This is a genomic window from Bacillus sp. AC266, assembly GCF_979253805.1.
In genome coordinates this window covers 530,365-550,552 of sequence record NZ_CEEDEC010000001.1, presented here as the reverse complement: position 1 = coordinate 550,552, position 20,188 = coordinate 530,365, and the positions used below count along the sequence as shown (strand labels likewise).

32 protein-coding genes and 1 pseudogene are annotated in these 20,188 nt (G+C 33.0%); 11 read left to right on the top strand and 22 right to left on the bottom strand.

Translation table 11 applies throughout. The features are described from left to right. Positions 1 to 9 precede the first annotated feature (9 nt). Positions 10 to 831 (top strand): type II pantothenate kinase, encoded by an 822-nt coding sequence (coaW, locus tag AC0IXC_RS02795; protein ID WP_471652554.1) that lies wholly within the window; start codon positions 10 to 12, stop codon positions 829 to 831. Between the two features lie 15 nt (positions 832 to 846). On the opposite strand, the pseudogene AC0IXC_RS02790 reads toward coaW, so the two are convergent. Further along, positions 847 to 1,014: pseudogene (locus AC0IXC_RS02790) on the bottom strand (2'-5' RNA ligase family protein); the annotation flags it as partial. Between AC0IXC_RS02790 and AC0IXC_RS02785 the strand changes: the two are divergent. Continuing rightward, entirely contained in the window at positions 989 to 1,132 is a 144-nt protein-coding gene (locus tag AC0IXC_RS02785; protein ID WP_154214672.1) for a hypothetical protein, read from the top strand. The pseudogene AC0IXC_RS02790 and the gene AC0IXC_RS02785 overlap by 26 nt on opposite strands. A 34-nt stretch (positions 1,133 to 1,166) precedes the next feature. Here AC0IXC_RS02785 and AC0IXC_RS02780 read toward each other — a convergent pair whose 3' ends face one another. The 5 genes from AC0IXC_RS02780 to AC0IXC_RS02760 form a co-directional block, all read right to left on the bottom strand. Then, complete coding sequence (locus tag AC0IXC_RS02780; protein ID WP_215589785.1) at positions 1,167 to 1,646, bottom strand: CcdC family protein; 480 nt, start codon at positions 1,644 to 1,646, stop codon at positions 1,167 to 1,169. Positions 1,647 to 1,678: 32 nt separating this feature from the next. Next, a complete protein-coding gene (locus AC0IXC_RS02775) occupies positions 1,679 to 2,344 on the bottom strand; it encodes a DUF4052 family protein (protein WP_471652553.1) in 666 nt (221 codons plus the stop codon). 2 nt (positions 2,345 to 2,346) lie between these two features. Further along, on the bottom strand, positions 2,347 to 3,219 hold the full coding sequence (locus tag AC0IXC_RS02770; protein WP_016120384.1) for an ABC transporter ATP-binding protein: 873 nt from the start codon (positions 3,217 to 3,219) through the stop codon (positions 2,347 to 2,349). Further along, positions 3,216 to 3,596, bottom strand: coding sequence for a GntR family transcriptional regulator (locus AC0IXC_RS02765; protein WP_000805181.1), 381 nt, complete (start codon positions 3,594 to 3,596; stop codon positions 3,216 to 3,218). The genes AC0IXC_RS02770 and AC0IXC_RS02765 overlap by 4 nt, the downstream gene beginning before the upstream one ends. Positions 3,597 to 3,767: 171 nt before the next feature. Then, on the bottom strand, positions 3,768 to 4,361 hold the full coding sequence (locus AC0IXC_RS02760; RefSeq protein WP_341085767.1) for a DUF4825 domain-containing protein: 594 nt from the start codon (positions 4,359 to 4,361) through the stop codon (positions 3,768 to 3,770). A gap of 441 nt (positions 4,362 to 4,802) precedes the next feature. Here AC0IXC_RS02760 and AC0IXC_RS02755 point away from each other — a divergent pair, with 441 nt between their 5' ends. Genes AC0IXC_RS02755 through AC0IXC_RS02725 form a run of 7 tightly spaced genes read left to right on the top strand, consistent with a single transcriptional unit; the run spans position 4,803 to position 5,961 of the window. Further along, entirely contained in the window at positions 4,803 to 4,943 is a 141-nt protein-coding gene (locus AC0IXC_RS02755) for a YrzI family small protein (protein WP_000156202.1), read from the top strand. A 27-nt stretch (positions 4,944 to 4,970) separates the two neighbouring features. Further along, positions 4,971 to 5,114, top strand: a complete 144-nt coding sequence (locus tag AC0IXC_RS02750) for a YrzI family small protein (protein ID WP_000142704.1) — start codon at positions 4,971 to 4,973, stop codon at positions 5,112 to 5,114. Positions 5,115 to 5,142: 28 nt separating this feature from the next. Beyond that, positions 5,143 to 5,286, top strand: a complete 144-nt coding sequence (locus tag AC0IXC_RS02745; protein WP_003189685.1) for a YrzI family small protein — start codon at positions 5,143 to 5,145, stop codon at positions 5,284 to 5,286. Positions 5,287 to 5,312: 26 nt separating this feature from the next. Further along, positions 5,313 to 5,456, top strand: a complete 144-nt coding sequence (locus AC0IXC_RS02740) for a YrzI family small protein (RefSeq protein WP_002013394.1) — start codon at positions 5,313 to 5,315, stop codon at positions 5,454 to 5,456. 26 nt (positions 5,457 to 5,482) lie between these two features. Next, positions 5,483 to 5,626 carry a YrzI family small protein gene (locus tag AC0IXC_RS02735; RefSeq protein WP_002120145.1) on the top strand — a complete coding sequence of 48 codons (144 nt, stop codon included), beginning with the start codon at positions 5,483 to 5,485 and terminating at the stop codon, positions 5,624 to 5,626. A gap of 26 nt (positions 5,627 to 5,652) precedes the next feature. Further along, positions 5,653 to 5,793 carry a YrzI family small protein gene (locus AC0IXC_RS02730; RefSeq protein WP_000672237.1) on the top strand — a complete coding sequence of 47 codons (141 nt, stop codon included), beginning with the start codon at positions 5,653 to 5,655 and terminating at the stop codon, positions 5,791 to 5,793. 27 nt (positions 5,794 to 5,820) lie between these two features. Continuing rightward, positions 5,821 to 5,961 (top strand): YrzI family small protein, encoded by a 141-nt coding sequence (locus tag AC0IXC_RS02725; RefSeq protein ID WP_002189927.1) that lies wholly within the window; start codon positions 5,821 to 5,823, stop codon positions 5,959 to 5,961. 388 nt (positions 5,962 to 6,349) lie between these two features. Here AC0IXC_RS02725 and AC0IXC_RS02720 read toward each other — a convergent pair whose 3' ends face one another. Further along, positions 6,350 to 7,435: an AI-2E family transporter gene (locus AC0IXC_RS02720; RefSeq protein WP_000837889.1), complete on the bottom strand. Its 1,086-nt coding sequence runs from the start codon at positions 7,433 to 7,435 to the stop codon at positions 6,350 to 6,352. Positions 7,436 to 7,584: 149 nt separating this feature from the next. On the opposite strand from AC0IXC_RS02720, the gene AC0IXC_RS02715 reads away from it, so the two are divergent. Further along, on the top strand, positions 7,585 to 8,406 hold the full coding sequence (locus AC0IXC_RS02715; protein ID WP_000189680.1) for an HNH endonuclease: 822 nt from the start codon (positions 7,585 to 7,587) through the stop codon (positions 8,404 to 8,406). 228 nt (positions 8,407 to 8,634) lie between these two features. On the opposite strand, the gene AC0IXC_RS02710 is transcribed toward AC0IXC_RS02715, so the two are convergent. From AC0IXC_RS02710 to AC0IXC_RS02650, 13 genes are all read right to left on the bottom strand, one after another. Continuing rightward, positions 8,635 to 8,727: a putative holin-like toxin gene (locus AC0IXC_RS02710; RefSeq protein ID WP_001289318.1), complete on the bottom strand. Its 93-nt coding sequence runs from the start codon at positions 8,725 to 8,727 to the stop codon at positions 8,635 to 8,637. Between the two features lie 141 nt (positions 8,728 to 8,868). Further along, positions 8,869 to 9,396, bottom strand: a complete 528-nt coding sequence (locus tag AC0IXC_RS02705; RefSeq protein ID WP_002013419.1) for a ribonuclease FAU-1 family protein — start codon at positions 9,394 to 9,396, stop codon at positions 8,869 to 8,871. A gap of 224 nt (positions 9,397 to 9,620) precedes the next feature. Continuing rightward, on the bottom strand, positions 9,621 to 10,670 hold the full coding sequence (locus tag AC0IXC_RS02700; RefSeq protein ID WP_215589788.1) for a hypothetical protein: 1,050 nt from the start codon (positions 10,668 to 10,670) through the stop codon (positions 9,621 to 9,623). A 12-nt stretch (positions 10,671 to 10,682) separates the two neighbouring features. Then, entirely contained in the window at positions 10,683 to 11,156 is a 474-nt protein-coding gene (locus AC0IXC_RS02695; RefSeq protein WP_002065953.1) for a tetratricopeptide repeat protein, read from the bottom strand. A 183-nt stretch (positions 11,157 to 11,339) separates the two neighbouring features. Next, complete coding sequence (locus AC0IXC_RS02690; RefSeq protein ID WP_107886737.1) at positions 11,340 to 12,029, bottom strand: phosphopantothenoylcysteine decarboxylase domain-containing protein; 690 nt, start codon at positions 12,027 to 12,029, stop codon at positions 11,340 to 11,342. Between the two features lie 12 nt (positions 12,030 to 12,041). Further along, a complete protein-coding gene (locus AC0IXC_RS02685) occupies positions 12,042 to 12,842 on the bottom strand; it encodes an AAC(3) family N-acetyltransferase (RefSeq protein WP_125930143.1) in 801 nt (266 codons plus the stop codon). Positions 12,843 to 13,090: 248 nt separating this feature from the next. Then, the gene (locus tag AC0IXC_RS02680; RefSeq protein WP_471652552.1) at positions 13,091 to 13,492 is read right to left on the bottom strand and encodes a GNAT family N-acetyltransferase; all 402 of its coding nucleotides are present in this window, start codon (positions 13,490 to 13,492) and stop codon (positions 13,091 to 13,093) included. Between the two features lie 61 nt (positions 13,493 to 13,553). Beyond that, entirely contained in the window at positions 13,554 to 14,492 is a 939-nt protein-coding gene (locus AC0IXC_RS02675) for a DMT family transporter (RefSeq protein WP_002065948.1), read from the bottom strand. Positions 14,493 to 14,579: 87 nt separating this feature from the next. Continuing rightward, on the bottom strand, positions 14,580 to 15,080 hold the full coding sequence (locus tag AC0IXC_RS02670) for a GNAT family N-acetyltransferase (RefSeq protein ID WP_215589789.1): 501 nt from the start codon (positions 15,078 to 15,080) through the stop codon (positions 14,580 to 14,582). A 34-nt stretch (positions 15,081 to 15,114) separates the two neighbouring features. Continuing rightward, positions 15,115 to 15,660: a GNAT family N-acetyltransferase gene (locus AC0IXC_RS02665; protein WP_159146790.1), complete on the bottom strand. Its 546-nt coding sequence runs from the start codon at positions 15,658 to 15,660 to the stop codon at positions 15,115 to 15,117. Positions 15,661 to 15,675: 15 nt separating this feature from the next. Further along, positions 15,676 to 16,377, bottom strand: coding sequence for a nucleotidyltransferase domain-containing protein (locus AC0IXC_RS02660; RefSeq protein WP_159146791.1), 702 nt, complete (start codon positions 16,375 to 16,377; stop codon positions 15,676 to 15,678). Positions 16,378 to 16,391: 14 nt separating this feature from the next. Next, complete coding sequence (locus AC0IXC_RS02655; RefSeq protein WP_159146792.1) at positions 16,392 to 17,075, bottom strand: DNA alkylation repair protein; 684 nt, start codon at positions 17,073 to 17,075, stop codon at positions 16,392 to 16,394. Positions 17,076 to 17,223: 148 nt separating this feature from the next. Next, on the bottom strand, positions 17,224 to 17,880 hold the full coding sequence (locus tag AC0IXC_RS02650; RefSeq protein WP_061674126.1) for a hypothetical protein: 657 nt from the start codon (positions 17,878 to 17,880) through the stop codon (positions 17,224 to 17,226). 218 nt (positions 17,881 to 18,098) lie between these two features. Here AC0IXC_RS02650 and AC0IXC_RS02645 point away from each other — a divergent pair, with 218 nt between their 5' ends. After that, on the top strand, positions 18,099 to 18,926 hold the full coding sequence (locus tag AC0IXC_RS02645; RefSeq protein ID WP_471652551.1) for a peptidoglycan-N-acetylglucosamine deacetylase: 828 nt from the start codon (positions 18,099 to 18,101) through the stop codon (positions 18,924 to 18,926). Between the two features lie 42 nt (positions 18,927 to 18,968). On the opposite strand, the gene AC0IXC_RS02640 is transcribed toward AC0IXC_RS02645, so the two are convergent. Together AC0IXC_RS02640 and AC0IXC_RS02635 are read right to left on the bottom strand one after the other, a co-directional pair. Further along, complete coding sequence (locus tag AC0IXC_RS02640) at positions 18,969 to 19,394, bottom strand: WapI family immunity protein (RefSeq protein ID WP_002032758.1); 426 nt, start codon at positions 19,392 to 19,394, stop codon at positions 18,969 to 18,971. Positions 19,395 to 19,512: 118 nt separating this feature from the next. Further along, complete coding sequence (locus AC0IXC_RS02635; protein WP_002013396.1) at positions 19,513 to 20,058, bottom strand: TetR/AcrR family transcriptional regulator; 546 nt, start codon at positions 20,056 to 20,058, stop codon at positions 19,513 to 19,515. Between the last annotated feature and the right edge of the window lie 130 nt (positions 20,059 to 20,188).

Genomic DNA, 20,188 nt, shown 5'->3' with positions numbered 1-20,188 from the left:
GGTAGGGAAATGCGGAATGTTGTTGGTATTGATGCTGGGGGAACATTAACAAAGATTGCTTACTTTAACCTAGAGAAAAAATTATGTTTTGAAAAATTTTATTCATACGAACAAGAAAGAATTAAAGAATGGCTGCAAAATCATAATTCAATTACACAATTATGCATTACAGGTGGTAAAGCTAAGCAGTTAGAACAACTCCTTTCAAGTTCATATAAAGTAGTAGAATTAAACGAGTTTGAAGCTACTTTAGCAGGAGTACGATACATACTAAAAGAAGAAAAACGTGCTATAAACAACTTTGTATTAACAAATATCGGTACAGGTACTTCCATTCACTATGTTCACGACAATCAATATGTTCGTGCTGGTGGAACTGGAGTTGGCGGTGGTACTATTATGGGACTTTCAAAACTATTAACAAATATAGATCATTTTGAAGACGTGATTCCGCTTACGAAAATTGGTTCAAGAAACAGTCTAGATATTACAGTTGGAGATATTTATGGTGGGATTCTCTCCCCTCTTGATAATAACTTAACTGCTAGCAATTTCGGAAAAGCGACCATTCCAGACTCAAATTATAGTAGTTCAGATATACTAGCTACCGTTCAAGGACTTGTCGGTGAAGTCATCACAGCATTAAGTCTTCAATTCGCCGAAGCAAAAAATATTGACCATATCATTTACATCGGTTCTACTCTATGTAATAACGTACATCTTCAAAATATTATTAGTAGCTATACAGAATATCAAAACAAAATACCAGTCTTTTTACAAGACGGCGGTTATAGTGGTGCAATTGGTGCTTTACTTCATAGTTCGAAATAAAAAAGCTGACTTTTGTCAGCTTTTTTGCAATGGTACTTCAAATTCAATAATTGATTCTCCATTCTCACCAATTCGTTCCACACTAATTCTATCAATTACACAATTTAACTTCTCATGAAAACTAGGAATATCCTTCGCTATTTCAGTTGCTAACTCTGTGCTATGTTTTCTCCCAACTGTTACAGGAGCGACACCTCAAACAGAGCAATTTAAACGTGCAGTAAATGCTCGTATGAGAGCATTTGAAATAGGTTCTGTTAAAGATGTTTCGAAACTTGTATTACAAGCAAATAGCCTATAAAAATAAAAACTTCTCAAATGAGAAGTTTTTATTTTTATATCACATGATTACTATTCCCGTGCCAAACTTTCCTAAACTTTATATAACAAGCAATTCTCCACGGAATAATATAAGACACCGCAACTACGTAAAATAATAAACCTATTGTTTGCTGATCTAAGTCAACAATATATTGTCTTGAACCATATCTTAAAATAACAATTCCGATAAAAGTAATTAAAAAGGCAGCACTTTTTTTCGTATAAATGTTTCCGTCTTCTCTTCGCTCATAGTTTGTTAGAAATATAAGTGGGATTGCGAAAATCACCCCAATGGATGCTGCTATAGTCACTTGTACTATAGCTGGATGTACTGTACCAAAAAACAATAAAATACCCGGTGTTAAAAATAGTAATGGCCACAAAATACGTTTTCCCGTTCCCTTTATCGGCTTATACATAGAACGATATCGTCGCCAAAAAATTAGCAGTGCCACGCATAAAAAGACGGTTATTAGTGAAGAAGTATCTCCCATACAGTCTTCCTTCTCTCTTAAAGTATTTGTGCTTAAATCGTATCCTCAAAAGAAACTTTACGAATAAATAGAGCGCTAATTATAAAGTATATTAAAATAAGTACTATCGAAATTGATATAAAATTGGGTATATCAAGTAACGATTTACTATCAATAAATACCAATTCTTTCAAACCTACCTTACCATAAATTGTACTCGTCAACCCCAAGAAAAAAATCACACTAAAAGCAAAGCCTATCCAATTAAATCTTTTCTGAAAAATAGTTGTTAATTGAAATAAGCTAGCTAATAATAGATAGAACACGAACTGTGCAAAGAATTGTTCGATTGTATGTGCTCCTAAATTTATATGTTTCGTTTCATAAAATGTACCTTGTAAAAGCAAAACTTGTAGAAATGAAAAAATTACTGATTGTAATATGATAAAACATACTGAACCAATTAAGAATTGTAATCTAGTAACGCCAAATGAGACAACTGTACGAAATATGTCATCTTGAACAAGAAAAACACTTGCCACAATAAATATTGCAATTGCAATAGATGAATTATTGAAGATATCATGTAAAAATGCTACCTTTAGTCCCTTTATATCAGTTGCAGTTGTTGTCCATTTTATAAGTAATGCCACACACCAAAAGATAAGAATAGCCTTATAATGAAATTTCATATGTAACTTTAATTGTTTTAAAAGCATTTTCATTTCACCTCATTATCTGTTAGATAAATAAATAGTTTTTGCAGTGTTACTCTGTCTATTTCTAACCCTTCAGTTTCTATCAGCTCATAATCTCTAGCAGAAAGATCTCCCCATATCGCAGAAATCTCTTTATTCCCATACAACTCTTGTTTTACAACATTTTTCCCCATTAAAAAATTTGTCACTTTATCTTTATGTCCTGATATTATGTGTCCTTTTTCTAAAAAATCTTCCACAGAGGATTGAACAGCTAATGATCCTTCTTTTAATATGATTACATTTTCTATAACATGGGACACTTCCTCAACTAAATGTGTTGATAAGATGATTGTTCGTGGATATTCACTATAATCTTCCAATAGTAATTCGTAAAACAACTCTCGATGTGCTGCATCTAAACCGGTAGTCGGCTCATCAAAAATAGTAATTGGTGCTCTACTAGCTAAACCTTTAATAATACCAACAATTGTTTGCATACCATGGGATAAATCATAATACTTTTCTTTTGCATTCAATTGAAATTTTTTAATAAGTTCCTCAGCATATTCTTGATCCCAATTTTCATAAAACATGTTACACAAATAAAAAACATCTTTTACCTTACTACTTAAATTAATGTTTTCTTTCACCTTTACGAAACAAATATTTTGCATCGCTTTACTATTTTCAAAAACATTTTCACCAAATACAGCTACGCTTCCACTACTTGAAATAATTTGACCAGCAAGTATGTTTAATAATGTCGTTTTCCCCGCTCCGTTTCTTCCAAGCAAACCATATATTTTATGCTCTTCCAATGAAATAGTTACTTCGTTAACAGCTAATTTCTTTTTATATTTTTTAGACAAGTTTTTCGTTTCAAGTGCAATCATCCCTCTTTCCCCTCCTTCGTAATTTTGTGTATCATGTCCATCAATTCGTCTTTTGATATTTCTAGTACTTTGGCTTCTTCCCACACTTTAGGTAAATACTCAGTCATAAAAACATGCTGTCTTTTTTTTAGTACGACTTCTTTTGCTCCCTTTGTAACAAACATCCCGATCCCTCTCTTTTTATATAAAATCCCCTCATCTACTAGTAGATTTACTCCTTTTGCGGCTGTAGCCGGATTAATTTGTAACATCTTCGCAAATTGATTTGTCGACGGAACTTGTTCTTCTTCAAGTAATATGTCTTTTAAAATATCAGATTCAATTGTTTCTGCAATTTGTATGTATATTAACTTATTTTGTTCTAGAGTAGGTTTCACGATTTCACCACCTTAGGTTCATAGGTTCATTACTTGTGTAATTAACCATAGCACAACGTTATATTTTTTTCCATAATTTTCATCAAAAAAAAAGAATCATTCGATACTGAATGACTCCCTTTAAAAAATGTCCGTATTTTCAATCGTAAAATAACCACATCTTCCTCCATATCACTTAGATTCCCGCACAGGATGTTCATTAAAAAATTGCTTTCGAAAATCTTTATTATTAACTAGCTTTTCTATTTTTTCTTGATTACCGTAAAAGAAATTCATTACGATTCCCTTATTCCATATAAGATCATCCTTGGGAAAATCATTAAATTCTTTATACAGTATGGGTAAAAGTTCTTCTCTTTTTAATGCAAAACTTTGATTTTCAATCTGAAACTCATACCCTTTCGCATTCGGTACTAAAACTGCAAGATAAATAGCATTAAAGAGTAAATTCTTCTTCATCGTATCCTTCCCATCAAACCAATACGTCTCAATCATTTCTTCTGTAAGATTTCCATTCTCTTTTGCACCATATTCCACTTTAATATTTTCATTTTCTAAATTTAAACTTTGAACTGTTTCACCACCGGGTAAGTTTGTAACAATCGCAATAACGTCGGAATTATTTCCAACGTATGTCCCCGTATATTTTTTAAAAGCCCCAGGTTCAATATGTGACATTTCTTTTATTTGCTCCCCATTAGAACAAGCAGTAATAACTAATAAAATTGTTAGCATAATACCTGCTATTCTATTCATATAGTTCATTAGACACCACCAAGTTCTATTTATTATCCAATCTATACAATGTATCCTTTAAAAAACCCTTTTAAATATACGCATTTTAATCAAAATTAAAAATTTTCAATTTTTTTGTTTACAATTATCCATTAATTGTATATAATTACTAACGTAAGAAAAATATTCTAAAAGGAGGTCGAAGGAAATGATGAAATTACAATTACATGCTTTAACTTTAGCGTTAACTGCATCTGTGTTTTTCGGACAATTAAATATGAATTCGACCACCCTAATGGAGAATTAAAAATCGTACTTTATTTCTTTTAATTCATAAATTCGCCACAGGAGGTCGTATACTTTCCTGTGGCTTTTTCACGCCCAGCCATAGGAGAACGACATCTTCCTGTGGCTTTTTTGTGCGATTTTTTAGTCTCATACATTATTTTTTAAAGAAAGGAGCAACATTCGATGACAATTAGCGTATTGTTTTTAAGTATTACGATTCAAAGAAATACACTTTCCAAAGCTGAAATTCTTCATAATGAGCAAATTACAAAAGCTATGAATGATGTTAAGGAGCGCCAAGTGCTTTATTGCGATCACCTGTAATTCCTTTTCGAAAGGAGGAATTCGTCTATGACTTTTCATATTTTCTTTTTTACGACAGCACTTCAGAAAAAAACTTTATCTGAAGCTGAAATCTTTCGTAAACAACAATTAAAACAAACTATGGATAAAATAACGGACATTAAAAGTTCGTATTATACACAAATGTATTAAAAATATTTTTTAAAGGGGCAATTTCCTAATGAAATTCAAAGCTTTCTTTTTAACTATCACCATTCAAAAACGTAAATCTTCAAAAGCTGAAATCTTACGTGAACAACAAATTAAAATTATTATAGACGAAGTAAAAGAGCGTCAGTCCTCTTATTACAATCGCCTTTACTAAATAAATTATAAAGGGGTAATATCCTAATGAAATTTAAGGCTTTCTTTTTAACGATTACCATTCAAAAACGCAAACTTTCAAAAGATGAAATTTCTCGTGAGCAACAAATTAAAAACATTATGGATGATGTGAAAGAGCGCCAGTCCTCTTATTACAATCGTCTTTACTAAATAAATTATAAAGGGGTAATATCCTAATGAAATTCAAAGCTTTCTTTTTAACGATTACCATTCAAAAGCGTAAACTTTCAAGAGATGAAATTTCTCGTGAACAACAAATTAAAAATATTATGGATGATGTGAAAGAGCGCCAGTCCTCTTATTACAATCGTCTTTACTAAATAAATTATAAAGGGGTAAAAATCCAATGAAATTCAGAGTATTATTTTTAACGATTACCATTCAAAAAAATAAACTGTCTGAGTCTGATATGCTTCATGATCGACAAATTGAGCAGGCTATGTACAACGTAAAAGAGCGACAAAGTCATTATTGTAGTCACCTGTAATTCCTATTCGAAAGGAGGAATTCATGTATGAGGTTTCACCTTTTCTTTTTAACCATTACGATTCAAAAAGAAACTATATCTGCAAATGAAGTAAAACAAGAGGAACAGTATAAAAAGATTATAGATGAAATTCGTGATCGTAGAAGCAAGTACTACACTCGCCTATAATTGTTTGAACTTATATTAGAAATGAAAGGAGTCGATTATGATGTTAATAACGCGGTGTAAAGAAATGATTTGGATAGTTCAGAGGGATTCCACATAGTTTATAAAGTGAAACTTTAATCAGTGGGGGTTTTGTTCATCCCCCACTGATTATTAGCTCTCACCAATCGGGCGTTTACGCGCAGTTGATCTCCCTCCTAACTTCTTTTTTCTTCACCTGAATTTTGAGGTGGGAGTTTTACTGCCCACAAATAGCGGGATAAAGTTTATTTAACAAAAATTCACCGCCTGATTTGATGTGTAAAAAATATACAATAATAAGTATTTCATACACTAAAAAATAAAAGATACACCCCTTTTTTATTAAGCGGTGTATCTTTCTCAACATATTCTATTTCCGTTTACTTCGTTTCGTCTTAAACAATCTCACTAAGTTCGAAACAACTGTTTTTGTTACCGCATAAGCTGGTACTGCTAAAATCATTCCGATAATTCCCGCGAAATTACCTACCCCTAAAATAAGGATGATAATTGTCAACGGATGGATATTTAATTTTGAACTCATAATACGCGGTGAAATGATGTTACTTTCAAACTGTTGTACGATTGTTACTATAATAATTACGTACAGAGCTTGCATCGGAGATACGAACAGACCTATAATGACAGCTGGTGCTGCTCCGATAAATGGACCTAAGTTCGGAATTATATTTGTAAATGCTGCGATAATTCCTAAAACGAAAGCATACGGTAAACCGATGATTAAATAACCAGTAAATGTAAAGGCACCAATAAACATACAAACGAGCGCTTGACCTTGAATATATGCAGATAATGTTTCGTTCGTTTCCTTTATGATACGAAGTCCTTCTTCACGGTAAGACTCTGGTAATACACTAACAGCTTTTCCTGGAAATGCATGTCCATCTTTAAACATATAAAATAAAATGAACGGTACTGTAAAGATAACTAACGCCACGTTCGTGATAATACCAAATAAAGCCGTTGCACTCGACGTAAGTGTGTTTGGTATTTCCTTTAAGTATTCAATTGCATTTTTCTCAATTGTCTCAATGGAAACGTAGTTTTGTGTAGATAGCCATTCAAATAATCTATGATGGGATAGATCTTGTATGTATACTTTTCCCTCTTTTATGTAAGTCGGCATATTTTTTACTAAATCCATTAACTGTTGTGAGATGGTTGGAACAACTACTCCAATAGCAACTCCAGTTAATGTAATGATAAAAAGGTACAGTAGTAAGATCGCTAAACCTCTAGGTACTTTTTTATTCTCCAAAAAGACTAACAATGGGTTAAATATGAAGTATAAAAATAACGCGATTAAAATTGGGAAAAATAATGTTGATATGAAGATACCAATCGGTTGAAATAGAAACGATATTTTTGTGCAAATAAATATAATTCCTACAACCATCAGCACTTCTAATGTCCAAAAGTGCACTTTCGATTTCAAAAAAACGTCCTCCTTTAAACTAGCACTTCTCTTCATTGTACCAAATTAAACTTAGATTTCACATAATATTTTCCTTTACAATATTCCAAAATCCCATTAAATACACTACAATGAGATTACAGACAAATTTGCAGGTAAAGGTGATAAATATGACACAATGCATCATTTGCAGAAAAGATACGAAAGAACTTAGTGAACAATATGTCATTCCAGAGATATTATGTGGATATTATTTCATAAATTCAATTTGTGATTCATGTCATGAACATATGACAACAAATATTGATCGTCCTTTAATTAGACATAAATTAAGTCAATATAAGATTGAGCAAATGAAAAAACAAATCGATTCCCCTCTCTATACGAATGAACATGGTGAGGAGCTAGCAGCCGCTGAGACAGATGTAGTCGAAGTAAGTGATGAGATACTTTATTCCAATGCATTAATTATGAAACTATGTAAAAAGCACGATATTTCATTACATAATGAAATTTGGAAAGAAGAGCGCGTAACAAAAGTAGCTAGTTCTATTCAACGTGAATTGCTTTTAGATAACCGTAAATATAAAATGAGTGTATTAAAAATGGCTTATACTTTTGCTGTACAAACAATCGATGGCTACTTTGACGATCCAGATGCGATTGATATTTCTACCATTCTATTAAATGCCGATTTCATGGAATTAAAGGAAAAGAGTATCGTTCGTGACTTAAGCAAAAGCTCTTTATGGAATACATTAAATACAACGAGCGAAAACCATTACTTTATTTTACTTAGTGATAAAGACGGGCTATTCTGCTTCATTCGCCTATTTGATATTTTTGATGTTGTTGTTCATTTATCAGAAAAAAGATACAATCTTCCATCACCAATTGTCGGCGTAAATAATGTAGACAAAAAAGGATTTTTTGTGGAAAGTTTAAAACAGTATATGGATGGGCTATTTAAAGAAACTACACGTTCTATTTAATCCATATGGGAACATACGGTCTCCTTTCTTCATGAAAAGACACTGTGTTATAATGAGTGTGAAAAGAACAATACAATCACATAAAACAATTAAAACCTGTATATAAATAAAAAAGACTAGTGTGCGGCTACACACTAGTCCACGTAACTTAGCAGATTGGATTGTTCATTTATCCTATTTGTTTCGTACAAACACAACAACCCACATTCTATAGGCATAGGTGGGTTGTTATTTTTTGAGCTTGTCAATTAAGACAACAATAAACGTTAACAATGCAATGAGAAACAGTCCACCTTGCAATAACAACGCAATTTCACTCACTTATTATCACCCCCCTCCTACTTTGGAGAAGTGATAATTGAACAACCAACCGTACCATAAGTTACCTCTTAATTTTATCATATTTTCTAATAGTTTACGATGAAAACCCGCAAGCTAGTAAGCTGCGAGTTTTTTTATTTTTCATGTAGAAAAAATCTCTTTCTGTTTAAATATAGTCTCCGTTTCTAAAATCATTTGAGGTAAGAAGACATGAATTGTATCCGTTAATACGTTAAGAGCTTCTTTCACATAACCATTTTCAAATTGATCTAATGACTCAGGTAATTCGACTTCATCTAATATGAAATACTCACCATTAGGAAGAACCATAATATCAATGATTAAATCTTCAAATGTTACTAACTCATTTCCTACATGTGTGTTTTTTATGATATTAAAATATGACCCTAAATAATGTCCAGCATCATCTCTCCATATGTATAGGTTATACGGACGATCTTCCCAATAATATGCGGTTGTATAACTACCTTTAGGAATAGTTAATTTTATTTCGTTTGCTGTCATAGTAAAAGGGTACTGTACCTCATGAAATAGTACGATTCTCTTCGGTTGTGCTTCTACTAATAAACAAACGTGATCTACAGTTGTAGAATCATAACGTATTTTTCTTTCTATAATTTCAATCCTTGATGTACGTAAACAATTCATTTTTTAGTTACCCCTTTTATCATATAGTCCGTTTTTAATTATATCCTTTACGCTCCTGATTAAGAAAGTATACCGTATTCCGCATCATAAAAACTCCTTCTATAATGGAAGGAGTTAATGAACTACTACTATTTTATTAACCACAATTCATATATGGTTTTTTATTTTTTTCAATACAAACTCCATATACACCAAACGCACGGTGATACTTTAGCATTTTACTCCTATTTCAACTTCTCCATAACCGCAGCATAAAATTCCCGTTCATTATCAACATTTAAATGGACACGACTTACTGTTTTAGAAAATCCATATAACAACTGCGCTTTAATTGGCTCTTTTAACGTTATTTCAAAAGTTGCAGGTTCCTTTATAAATTCCATAACAGTTGCGTCAAGAACCTCTTTCTCTTCTTCTTTCGTTAAAGATTCGCCTTTATAAAACACAATGTTATCAATTTGTGTAAATGGTAAAACGATTTTCTTTCCTAATCCAATTTGAATGATCACTTTTTCTTCCACAACGATAATTGGATTTTTACGCATCGCTTGTATTTCAGCTAAAAAATAAAATATCGCATATATGTTTAAGATGAGTAAAACCCAAGCTATTACTGGATTCCATTGATGAAGTAAATAATGAAAACCGATACTTTCAATTAATGTTGCATGAATAATCATGATATAAACACCTATTGCACCGGTCTTTTTATGATATGAGTATGTGGATTCACTTTCTAATACTTTTTCACGCCACGATAAAAAAGCATAATAGAGTAACTTACACTCTGTTAGAATGATATTTACTGTCTTACTTCTCTTCATATTAGCATCAAATGCTGCATCAATCGCATAAGAAAATGAAGAATACTCACTTCTATATTCTTTATATCGTTTTATTATTTTAGGAAGTACTCTTATAATTTTAAATATAAGAAACAGTTCAAAACATACGAACACAATTTCTCCAGCAACTATTACATACGAAACAAATGAAAAAGCTTGTAAATAATCACTAGGAATTATAAATCTTGCGAATACATATCCAGCTATAACTACAGGAAACATATACGTTAACGAATATCTTTTCCGTATAATAAAGAAATATGTGATGACTGGAATTACAAACATAAAATCTAATAATGAACCGAGGACTACTTCTTTCGGGGCAGCTGGCACTATTGGCAGGGCATACAATAAATAGTTTGATAACATAATTAAAGATACGAGTCCAATCCAAATGCCTTTTTTCCTTCGTGAAATTGATGGATTCATTCCTTCTCTCCTCTATTCAAAAACCTCATTTAAATGGTCTTTATAAAATGAAATAGCACGTTCAAATTCTTTTACCTCATCTACTTTCACAACTGTCTCTAACAGTAATTTCATCGCTTCTTCATGTTCGTTTACGTTATATTTTGCTAATGATAAAAACACTTTCATCACGTCATTTTCCGGGAACTTCTTTATCCCTGCTTCTAATACAGTAATCGCTTTATCATATTCCCCTATACAACGATACGTACTGCCAAGACCGATATACGCACCGCAAAGAGATTCACCATCAAGTCCGTTCGCAATTGCCTGTTCATAATACGGAACCGCCTCCGTTTCAAGACCCATTACATCATGTATCCAAGCGCATTGATATAGTACTTCTGCATCCCTCGTAAAGTTTGTTAATCCTATAAGTATCTCTCTAGACTGCGCATATTTCTTTTCATTTCTAAGTTTAATAGCTTGCTTTAATAAATGTTCCATACAATCCACTCCTCACAAAATGTTCATTATGCATATATCATGTATTACACATTTACGAGCAGCTAATGGCCTATTTATTCCATTGATTCAATTTAATAATCAGTGAGGGCTAAGTTCCCCCACTAATTTAATATTAACTCCATTACATACTATGCGACTGCATCTCTTTCTAAAAGCTTAAATTTACATCGCAGTGATACGATTACATAAATGCTCTAACATATTGACAATTTCTTTTGCAGTTTCATCTTTCCCATTACATAACTTCACATTACCGTCTTGTCCAATAACGTGATGCACAGCACCGCGAGAATATAAAGAATGCGGTGAGTTTGCTACCATTACACTTGCTTTTGCATCTTCCATTCTTTTACTTGCTCTTTCAATAAGTTCTGCTTCATTTACGTCACTTTCAAGTTTAAAGCCAACGAGTATCGTTTCTGGATCCCAACTCTTTATTTGTTTTAATACTTTTGGCGCTTTTTGAAAATGAATAATTGGAGCGATGTCACTTGAAATCTTTCCGTTCATATTAAGAACATTTCCATCTTGATCACAAATCTTTTCGACAACCCAATCTGAGCCAGCAGCAGCCATAATAACTGCATCTACTTTTTCATGTGTAATAATACTTTTCATCTTATCTTGTAAATCAATAATCCCCTCAAATGGGTGCAATTCTAATTGGTTATTTACATCCATTGGCTTCTCAGCAAAATAGCCATGCAAATATATAACATTTGCTCCTTTTTTCATTAGCTCTTCTGCAATAATTCTTCCAATCGTACCTTTTGCTAAATTTGTATGCCCACGTACTTGATCCCATTTTTCTAGGCAGCCGCCGCTCGTAATTAATACTTTTTTCCCTTGCATAATAACCATCCCTTACTGATTTTTCGCACGAAACCACTCTGTTCCAAAGTCAACTGCATCACGCTGCCTCATAAAACGGCACGTCGCATTCCCTATCTTCCCACGCGTAACTGTTCCTTTAAGCTCATATTCAACTCCGATTTCTACAAACGTATCAGAATCGTAATCCATTTCAACGAATTCTTTCCATACTCTTACACCTTCTTCTATAATAGGTGCTCCTACCTTTATTAACTCGCGTGCACCTGTACGTACCTCAGATAAATGTATAGACGTATTAGAGTCATAACCAACACCAAGTAATAATATGTATCCATCTAAATCGTATATTTTTCGTAATGGCGATTCTTCACCAAAACTTATGGAAAGTGAATGATTCGCTGTAATTTCTTCTGCGTGTTGCCCCCATGCTGCAAAACTACTGAGTGGATGATTACTGCGCAATACATTCGGATATGTACGAAAACATTCAACTACTTCTCCCATTGCCCTTGTTGGTGTTATACGTGGATCAAATGCTGGGACGTTATCCCGAATAATTTGCCACCATTCTTCTGGTACAGGTGGTCTTGACCAATGTTTTGGATCGGATAAATCCGAAGATTGCGTCGGCATAATTATCGTTCCTTCTTCTGTAACAACTTTCATTAACGCTTCTACTACGGCCACTGCACCGCCTGATATCCAACCGATTGAACTTAATGAAGAATGTACAATAACTGTCATTCCCTTTTCTATCCCTAATGCTTTTAAATCATTTGTAATTGTTTCGATTGTATTTGGAAATTGTGTATTCGCCACTATGTCATTCATTTTCACGATTGTTCCCCCATTTTGCTTTAAACTAATACATACATATATTATCATATTTTTCTTAATTTTTAACTTAATCATTTCAATTACTATACCTCTGTCGTTTTTATCATATCGGAAACAGTTAAATTATGGTGTATTTATTTAAAATTAATATAGAAAGGTGAACACAATCAAAAACTTTCAATCTAGCAATCTTAATTTATACTAATATGAAATAGCCCATCACAAATGATGAGCTATTTATTTTATTCATTCTCTAAATAACAATAAAACCTCTCTACCTCCAGATATTTCTCTCCCAAGCTTTCAATCTTAAAGTTACATTTCTTGTAAAATCCGACTGCCTCTGTATCTGTCTCAGCCTCAATATATGTTAACTCATATTCCCTAATTATTTCTTTAATCATTTGAAGTGCAATTCCTTGATTACGATATTTTTCATCAACAGCTATGTGACACATTCTCGCTCTATTTGTATGAATTAGCACTATACCTATGCAACCCTTATTCCCATATTTATATAGCACTGCCTGATCATTTTTATACATTGAAACTGCTTTAAATAAGCTCGCTTCACTCGGACCGGTCGCATGCTTTAATACTTTTTTAATGGGATCTATTTCTAAATACTCAACACGTTGTAACATCCTATCTCCATCCTTTCTCATGAAAAAAGATTAGCTCTTTATTGAAAAAGAGCTAATCTCATTACGCCGTTATTTTCTCTTCTTTTTTCACAACTACAGCTACATAACTATGAAGTATCATTCCGACAATTACAAGACTCATTCCAACCCACGATAAAGAAGACGGAATTGGAGCCGATAACCAGATCAGCTCTCCTACTAATGCAAATAAAACTTCACCAGACTGTGTCGCCTCAACTGTTGCTAATTTTTGCGGATCATCTTTTACAAGATCTGTCGCAAAGAAGAATAATACCGTTGCGATTAACCCTGAACTAACTGCTACAATAAAACATTGGAAAACTTGACTACTTGACGGTAATCCGCCTGTTGATACTTCATAACCAGATAGTAAAAACCAAAATGGTAAACTTGCTAATGTCATACCGAGAACTCGTTGGAAGACATCTAATTCGCCCTTACATACTTGCATCATTTTTCTATTTCCAAGTGGATATGCAAACGCAGCAATGAGTACAGGAACCACACATAAAATGGTTTCACGAATCCCTAAAGAAGAAGCGTGTTCTACTTGCATAAGAACAACACCGAATAAAATAATGCCTGACATTACTAATTCTTTCATTGGAAGTTTTTTATGTAATGGGTCTACCGCAAAAAATGGTGTTAACAAAATCCCTGCAACTATTGTAATTTGCCAAGTCGAAGCGACAAGCCACCCCGGTCCAAACGCACCCGCGAAACTAAGCGGTGCATAAAAGAGACCAAACCCTACAATACTCCATAACAACCACTCTTTCGGATTGTTTTTCATATATTGCAAGAGTTGTTTTAAATTCCCTCTATACATGACAATAAGTAGTAGCATTGGAACCATAAAGTAATACCGTAGTGATGCACTCCAAATCCAACTCCCGCCCCCTAAGTCCATCGACCGGTTTAACACAAAGGTAAAGGCAAAGAAAAACGATGCCAATATCCCTACTGCAATAGCTTTCATTTTAAAACCCCTTGTTTAGTTTCTTGTTATACGATACAACAAAATGAATATAATTAAAATTCGCAATTCTTATTATATATGTATTCTTTAAAGAAACAACACCATATTTTCATCATCACTATACACACCATTCATTTTTAAAGCTCTCTTTTCAATTCCATAAGTTTTAAAGCCCATTGATCCGTATAATTTTTTTGCTGGTTCGTTTGTGGATACAACACCTAAGTTCAATTGCTCTAGTTCTATTTCTCTCGCTCTTTGAGTTGCATTTGCAATTAACTCACGTGCCAGTCCGTTACGTCTATTTTGTGCATCTACATACATCGCAACGATATGACCTTTATGTTTATACGCCTCTCTCTCTTCTGTTAGTAAAGTGACAACTCCAACTAAATGATTTTCTTCATTAAATGCACCAAATGTACAACTAGTAGTAGCTGTTAAATTACTTTCCACTCTCTTAATAGGATTTTCCTGGCGAATCGCCTCTTCATAAGTTGTTACAAATGCCTCTGGATTTACTTGTAAAGCTTGTAAACGTAAGTCCCAATATTTTTCCGCATCTTCTTTCGTAAGTAATCGAATCATATTTATCCTGCCCCTTTAAGTTAACATAATATTTTTATAAGCTACTATTTAAAGATTGGTATTCTTCTCTTAACATACTATAGCGATAACGATGAATGAACTTCCCTTTACGTAACCGATCATTTCTCATTATTCCTTCACAAACAAATCCTGCTTTTTCATAACTCTTTCTAGCTTGTAAATTATCTTCGTCTACTCGTAGCCAAATTTTTTCTAATTTGAATTCAGAAAAACCGATTTGTAACATACTGTATAGGGCCGCCATTCCATATCCTTTACCCCAATATTCTTTATTTCCAATTGCAATCCCTAGTTCAGCATTTTTATTTGTATTATCAAAGTTTTTTAGGTCTACCCATCCAATGTGTATACCTTCCTTTGTAACGATAGCTCGTTGTTCATAACCATTCTTTCGACTTATGCATGCTTCAATCCACCTTCTCGTATCTTCACGAGTGAACGGTGGATATTGATCTGGTACAACTAAATGCTTTGTTACTTCTGTATCTAATGACCATTGATATCGATCTTCTACATCATCTATTGTCAGTTCTCTTAATTGAACGAATGGTACATTCACTTTGCTATCCCCTTTTCATTTCCCTATAGAAAATCCTTCGAACATTCTTCCTCCATACTGCTCTAACGTATTTTCTATAAAACTAATTAATTCATTTTTCTTCTCTGTTTTATAAAAATGATCAAAAGCCGCTACAAAATGTTCTGCATATCGCTCGTCATACCTTCTTAACACTCTAATAAACCATTTTGAATTTCCAAGCCATTGACCATTTACCCTTAAAACATATTCATGTACTAAATCAGCTAATAAATTGGCGATGAACAATTCTTCTTCTCTCTTTGTTGCACCAATGAAATCATCCAAGGTATCCGTAATAAAATAGCGTTTCTGCTTCATCGTTTCTTCTGACCATTTTTTTGGTCCTTTATTTAATAAACCATTCGCTTCTCTTTTAAGTGTCTCTACAATTTCATCTTTTCCTTTTAGCACAATCCCTTCTGAAACTAATTGAGGTAATGAAGGTCTCCCGCGCTCACAATCACTTTTAAAAAAGGTTTTATACGTTTCAAAATTATGTACGAATACTTCAACAGGCCAGCCATTACTATAGAAAGATTCTCTATAACAAGATGACAAACTTTGGTCGAATATTACAATATCAAGGTCAGATGTTTTCGTAGCCTCTCCTCTAGCCACACTTCCCCCTAGTAAAGCAACATCACAATTCGAAAATTGTGATGTAATTATGCTTTGTGCCGCTTCAATTGGTTTCATAATCTTACCCCTTCTTATTTTACTTTCTTTTTTTCAGCTCTTTCTCTCGCTTTTTTTATATACGGTTCTGCGTCTGGTGTTTTGCATGACGTTGCCCCGTGATCAACTTGTACTTTCCCAATTTCACGTGCAATTTCAATCGCTTTTCGCTCTAAGTCTTCATTACGAATTCCTATCGCGATTAAAGCACTATTCATCGCTTCTTTTTTTCTATTTTTTTCATTATGTATATTTGCTTTAATTTCTTCGAGATACGGAGTGAAGAATTCATCATGTAACGTTTTATTTTTAATCGCTATATTCGCTAATAATGACCAACCAGCTCTTCCAATCCATTCTTCATCAGACTTCGTCCATTCTTCCATTCTTTCTATCGCGATTGGTGACGTACATATAGCTGTCATAAGAACGTCCATTAAACAATAGTAATCAACATCCTGAACCCATCTATTTAGTTGTTCTGACGTTAGTTTCTTCGGATCTAAAATCATCGTTGCTAAAGTCATTGCATCCATATTTTTTGTTTCCCATAATGAAATTGCTAAATCATGATCTTTTTTTATCTTCTTTTTTAACAATTTTAAATTTGCAAAACTAACTCCAAATAACGGCTCTTTCGCTCCGTGGTTTTTATACGTCTTACGAGTTTGTTCTGTCCCATACTCTTCTAGTTGCTGCATTACTTCTTCAAGTAACATATGCCCACCTCTTTTATGTTTTATGTTCACTTCATATATGTATGTACGATATATTCTACATTATTTTTTGGTTTTCCTATATTTATTTTTTAAATACGGTATGTGAAATTTTTATTGATTTTCTTTAAAACAACAAACATCCTCTTCCTTATTTTTCACACGGTTGTTCATTCACACTCTGTATACAATACTCCACAAGCGCATTCAACGGATTTATTATGTTCCTTCCTATTATATTTTCTACCCTTGTAGTAGCGTCTACCATAGATAATTGTGCAACTGAAAGCATTTCGTTTCTATCTTTCATAATTTCATATAAATATTTTTCTAATTTAACATCATGCTCTTCTTTACGCCCTTGCATAATTAACTCAAATATCCCTTCTATCACTTCTACTTTTACTTGTATGGATTTATTATTCTGCTGAGCGTATAGTCTTAAACGTTCCATCGTTCCTGAAACAGTACGGTTATTTGTAAATAGTATTGTCTGTGGCTCTTCAACCTGACAAATCATTTCAAAGAATGGTTCATCAATTTTCAATATAGGTATGTCTATTTTGAAATTCTCATCTAATAACGTGATATAATCTGTACAAGTTATTAAAAGTGTATCAACATCACTTTCAGCTATATACTTTATAATATCTTTTAAATTATTTCGTGCTTGTTCTCGTTCTATTTTTAGTCTGTGTGATAAGATTGGATCTACAAAATGGAGTATTTCTATTTCAAAAAATTGCAACGCTCGGTCAATGTATTCAATATTTGAATGATGAGCATGTAAACAAGCTAATTTTTTCATACTTATCCTCCCTTTCTAAAACAAAAAACGTGAATGAACCATTTTACATGCAGTTCCATTCATTTAATTCTTGTTTCATTTTTTCAAACCTGCAAAACAGTGAAATCTTACATACTTTTTAACAAACTTTTTTGCGCTTGTAAAAAAGTTTTTTTGCATTTCCCCCTCTAAAATTGCTAATATAGTAGAGTAGAACTTTTATAGAGAGTAGGAAAATTATGCACAATGGAATTCGGATGACAACTTTAGTGAAAAGGGCTCTGTTGATTTGCGCTGGGGTATTATTTACATACGAAGCTGCTTACGGATCAACACATATCGCTCTAGCAAGTACAGAGGATGAAGCGAAATCTGTTCAACTTGTAAGTGAAATTCAAACGTCCCTTGCTCCGAAAGAAGCTCCAAAGCACTATAACGGGCAAGTTAGAAAAGTCGCTTACTTAACATTTGACGATGGTCCTGGAAAATACACAGCTGAGCTTTTAGATATGTTAAAGAGTGAAAATGCAAAAGCAACATTCTTCCTAATTGGTTCAAACGTAAAAGCTTTCCCTGATCTTGTAAAACGTGAAGATGCTGAAGGCCACTATGTTGGGATGCACAGTATGACTCATAACTACAAGAAACTTTACACAGAAGGTCATTACGTTGATGAAATGAAAGAAGACCAAGGCTTAATCGCTGGCGTTCTAGGAAAATCTCCAGTATTAACTCGTCCATCTTACGGCTCAATGCCAGGGTTAAATGAAGCTCTTCGCAACAAAGTTGTTGAAAATGGTTTAAAAGTTTGGGATTGGACAATTGATTCATTAGACTGGAAATACAACAAAATACAAGTAGACGCTGCATCTGCTAAAATCGTAGAAAACGTTCTACATGGTGCTACAAACCCAACAGAAGTTATTCTAATGCATGATATTCATCCACAATCAGTTAAAGCAGTACCTGGTATTATTAAAGGGCTGAAAGAAAGAGGATATGAATTAGAAGCCTATAATGAGAACGAACACTTCCCATTAAACTTCTGGCATGATAATCGTATGTAATAAAAAGACTTGATTCCCTCTTGTAGGTTATCAAGTCTTTTTTTATCGTTTTGGGAATTTCCTTTGTTGCTCTTCAATAGAACGAATAATATTCTCCCTATCCTCTTGAGTTATACCGATAGAAAATTCGTATTCTTCTTCCTTACACCATGTGGGGTTAAGTTCCAGCGATAAGCGAATAACAATATTAAACTCGCCTGCTTTTCCCCCCATAAATTCAAACGCTAAATTTGGTTCTATGAAATCTAGTTCGTTATATGTAGGGTTTGGTAAAGATTCAAACCATTTTATCATGTACTGTAAATCGTATGTTTGTAAAAAAGGATCCATCGTTTCAAAAACTTTATTTTCTTCTGATAGTTTCGCTTTTACTCTTAACCAATTTCTATCACACTCGTCTTTTGCATCTGCATATTGGTAATTTACAACCTCTAAATGTAATGATATTTTTTCATTTTGAAAATTCATGCATATCCCCCTTCTATCTCTGGATCTTTTGTTTTATAAATTTTTATTAATCCCGATACTTTAAATTATACTAGGTTATTTTAATCTTTTTTTAATACGGATAAATTGTTTGCATTTATTACCCTTTATACATAAAATAAATTTGATTTGCGATATAATCTGAACTAAAGTGAAGTCCATTCCTTATCCACCACATGATAATACCTACCAATGAAGCTGTTTTAATATCAACCGCAACATAATCATCAGGCAAATCCTTTTTCGTATTCTCTCTTCTCGTTTCTATTAACTCTTTTAAAAATAAAAATAGTTGCTCCTCAAATTGATTCATTTTAAATAATATAAATAAATAATTTCGATGGATATATAAATAATCAAGTAATTGTGTTAGCTTTTGTTTTTCTGATAAATCTTTTGCATGTATTAAATCAGCTATTTTATTTGAAAGTTCATTTGAAATCTCATTCGTGATTTGGTCTAGTAAATCTTGAATATCTTGATAATGTAAGTAAAAGGTTGTTCGGTTTAATCCTGCTTTTGTTGCGACTTTCTGAACCGTTAAACTTGAAATACTAGGATTCTCACATAGGAGAGAAAAAACAGCATTTTTAAACATTTCTCTTGAACGAACTGTACGAGGATCTTCTTTTTTAGGTGTAGACATTTTGAAACTCCTTTATAGATTTTCTCTTTACTTACTCGACAGTGCATACCTTCTATGTCGAGTAGTGAACATTTTCAACAAAACTGTTCATGGTCAAAGAAAATTTATTTTGTTACCATTAATTTTATCG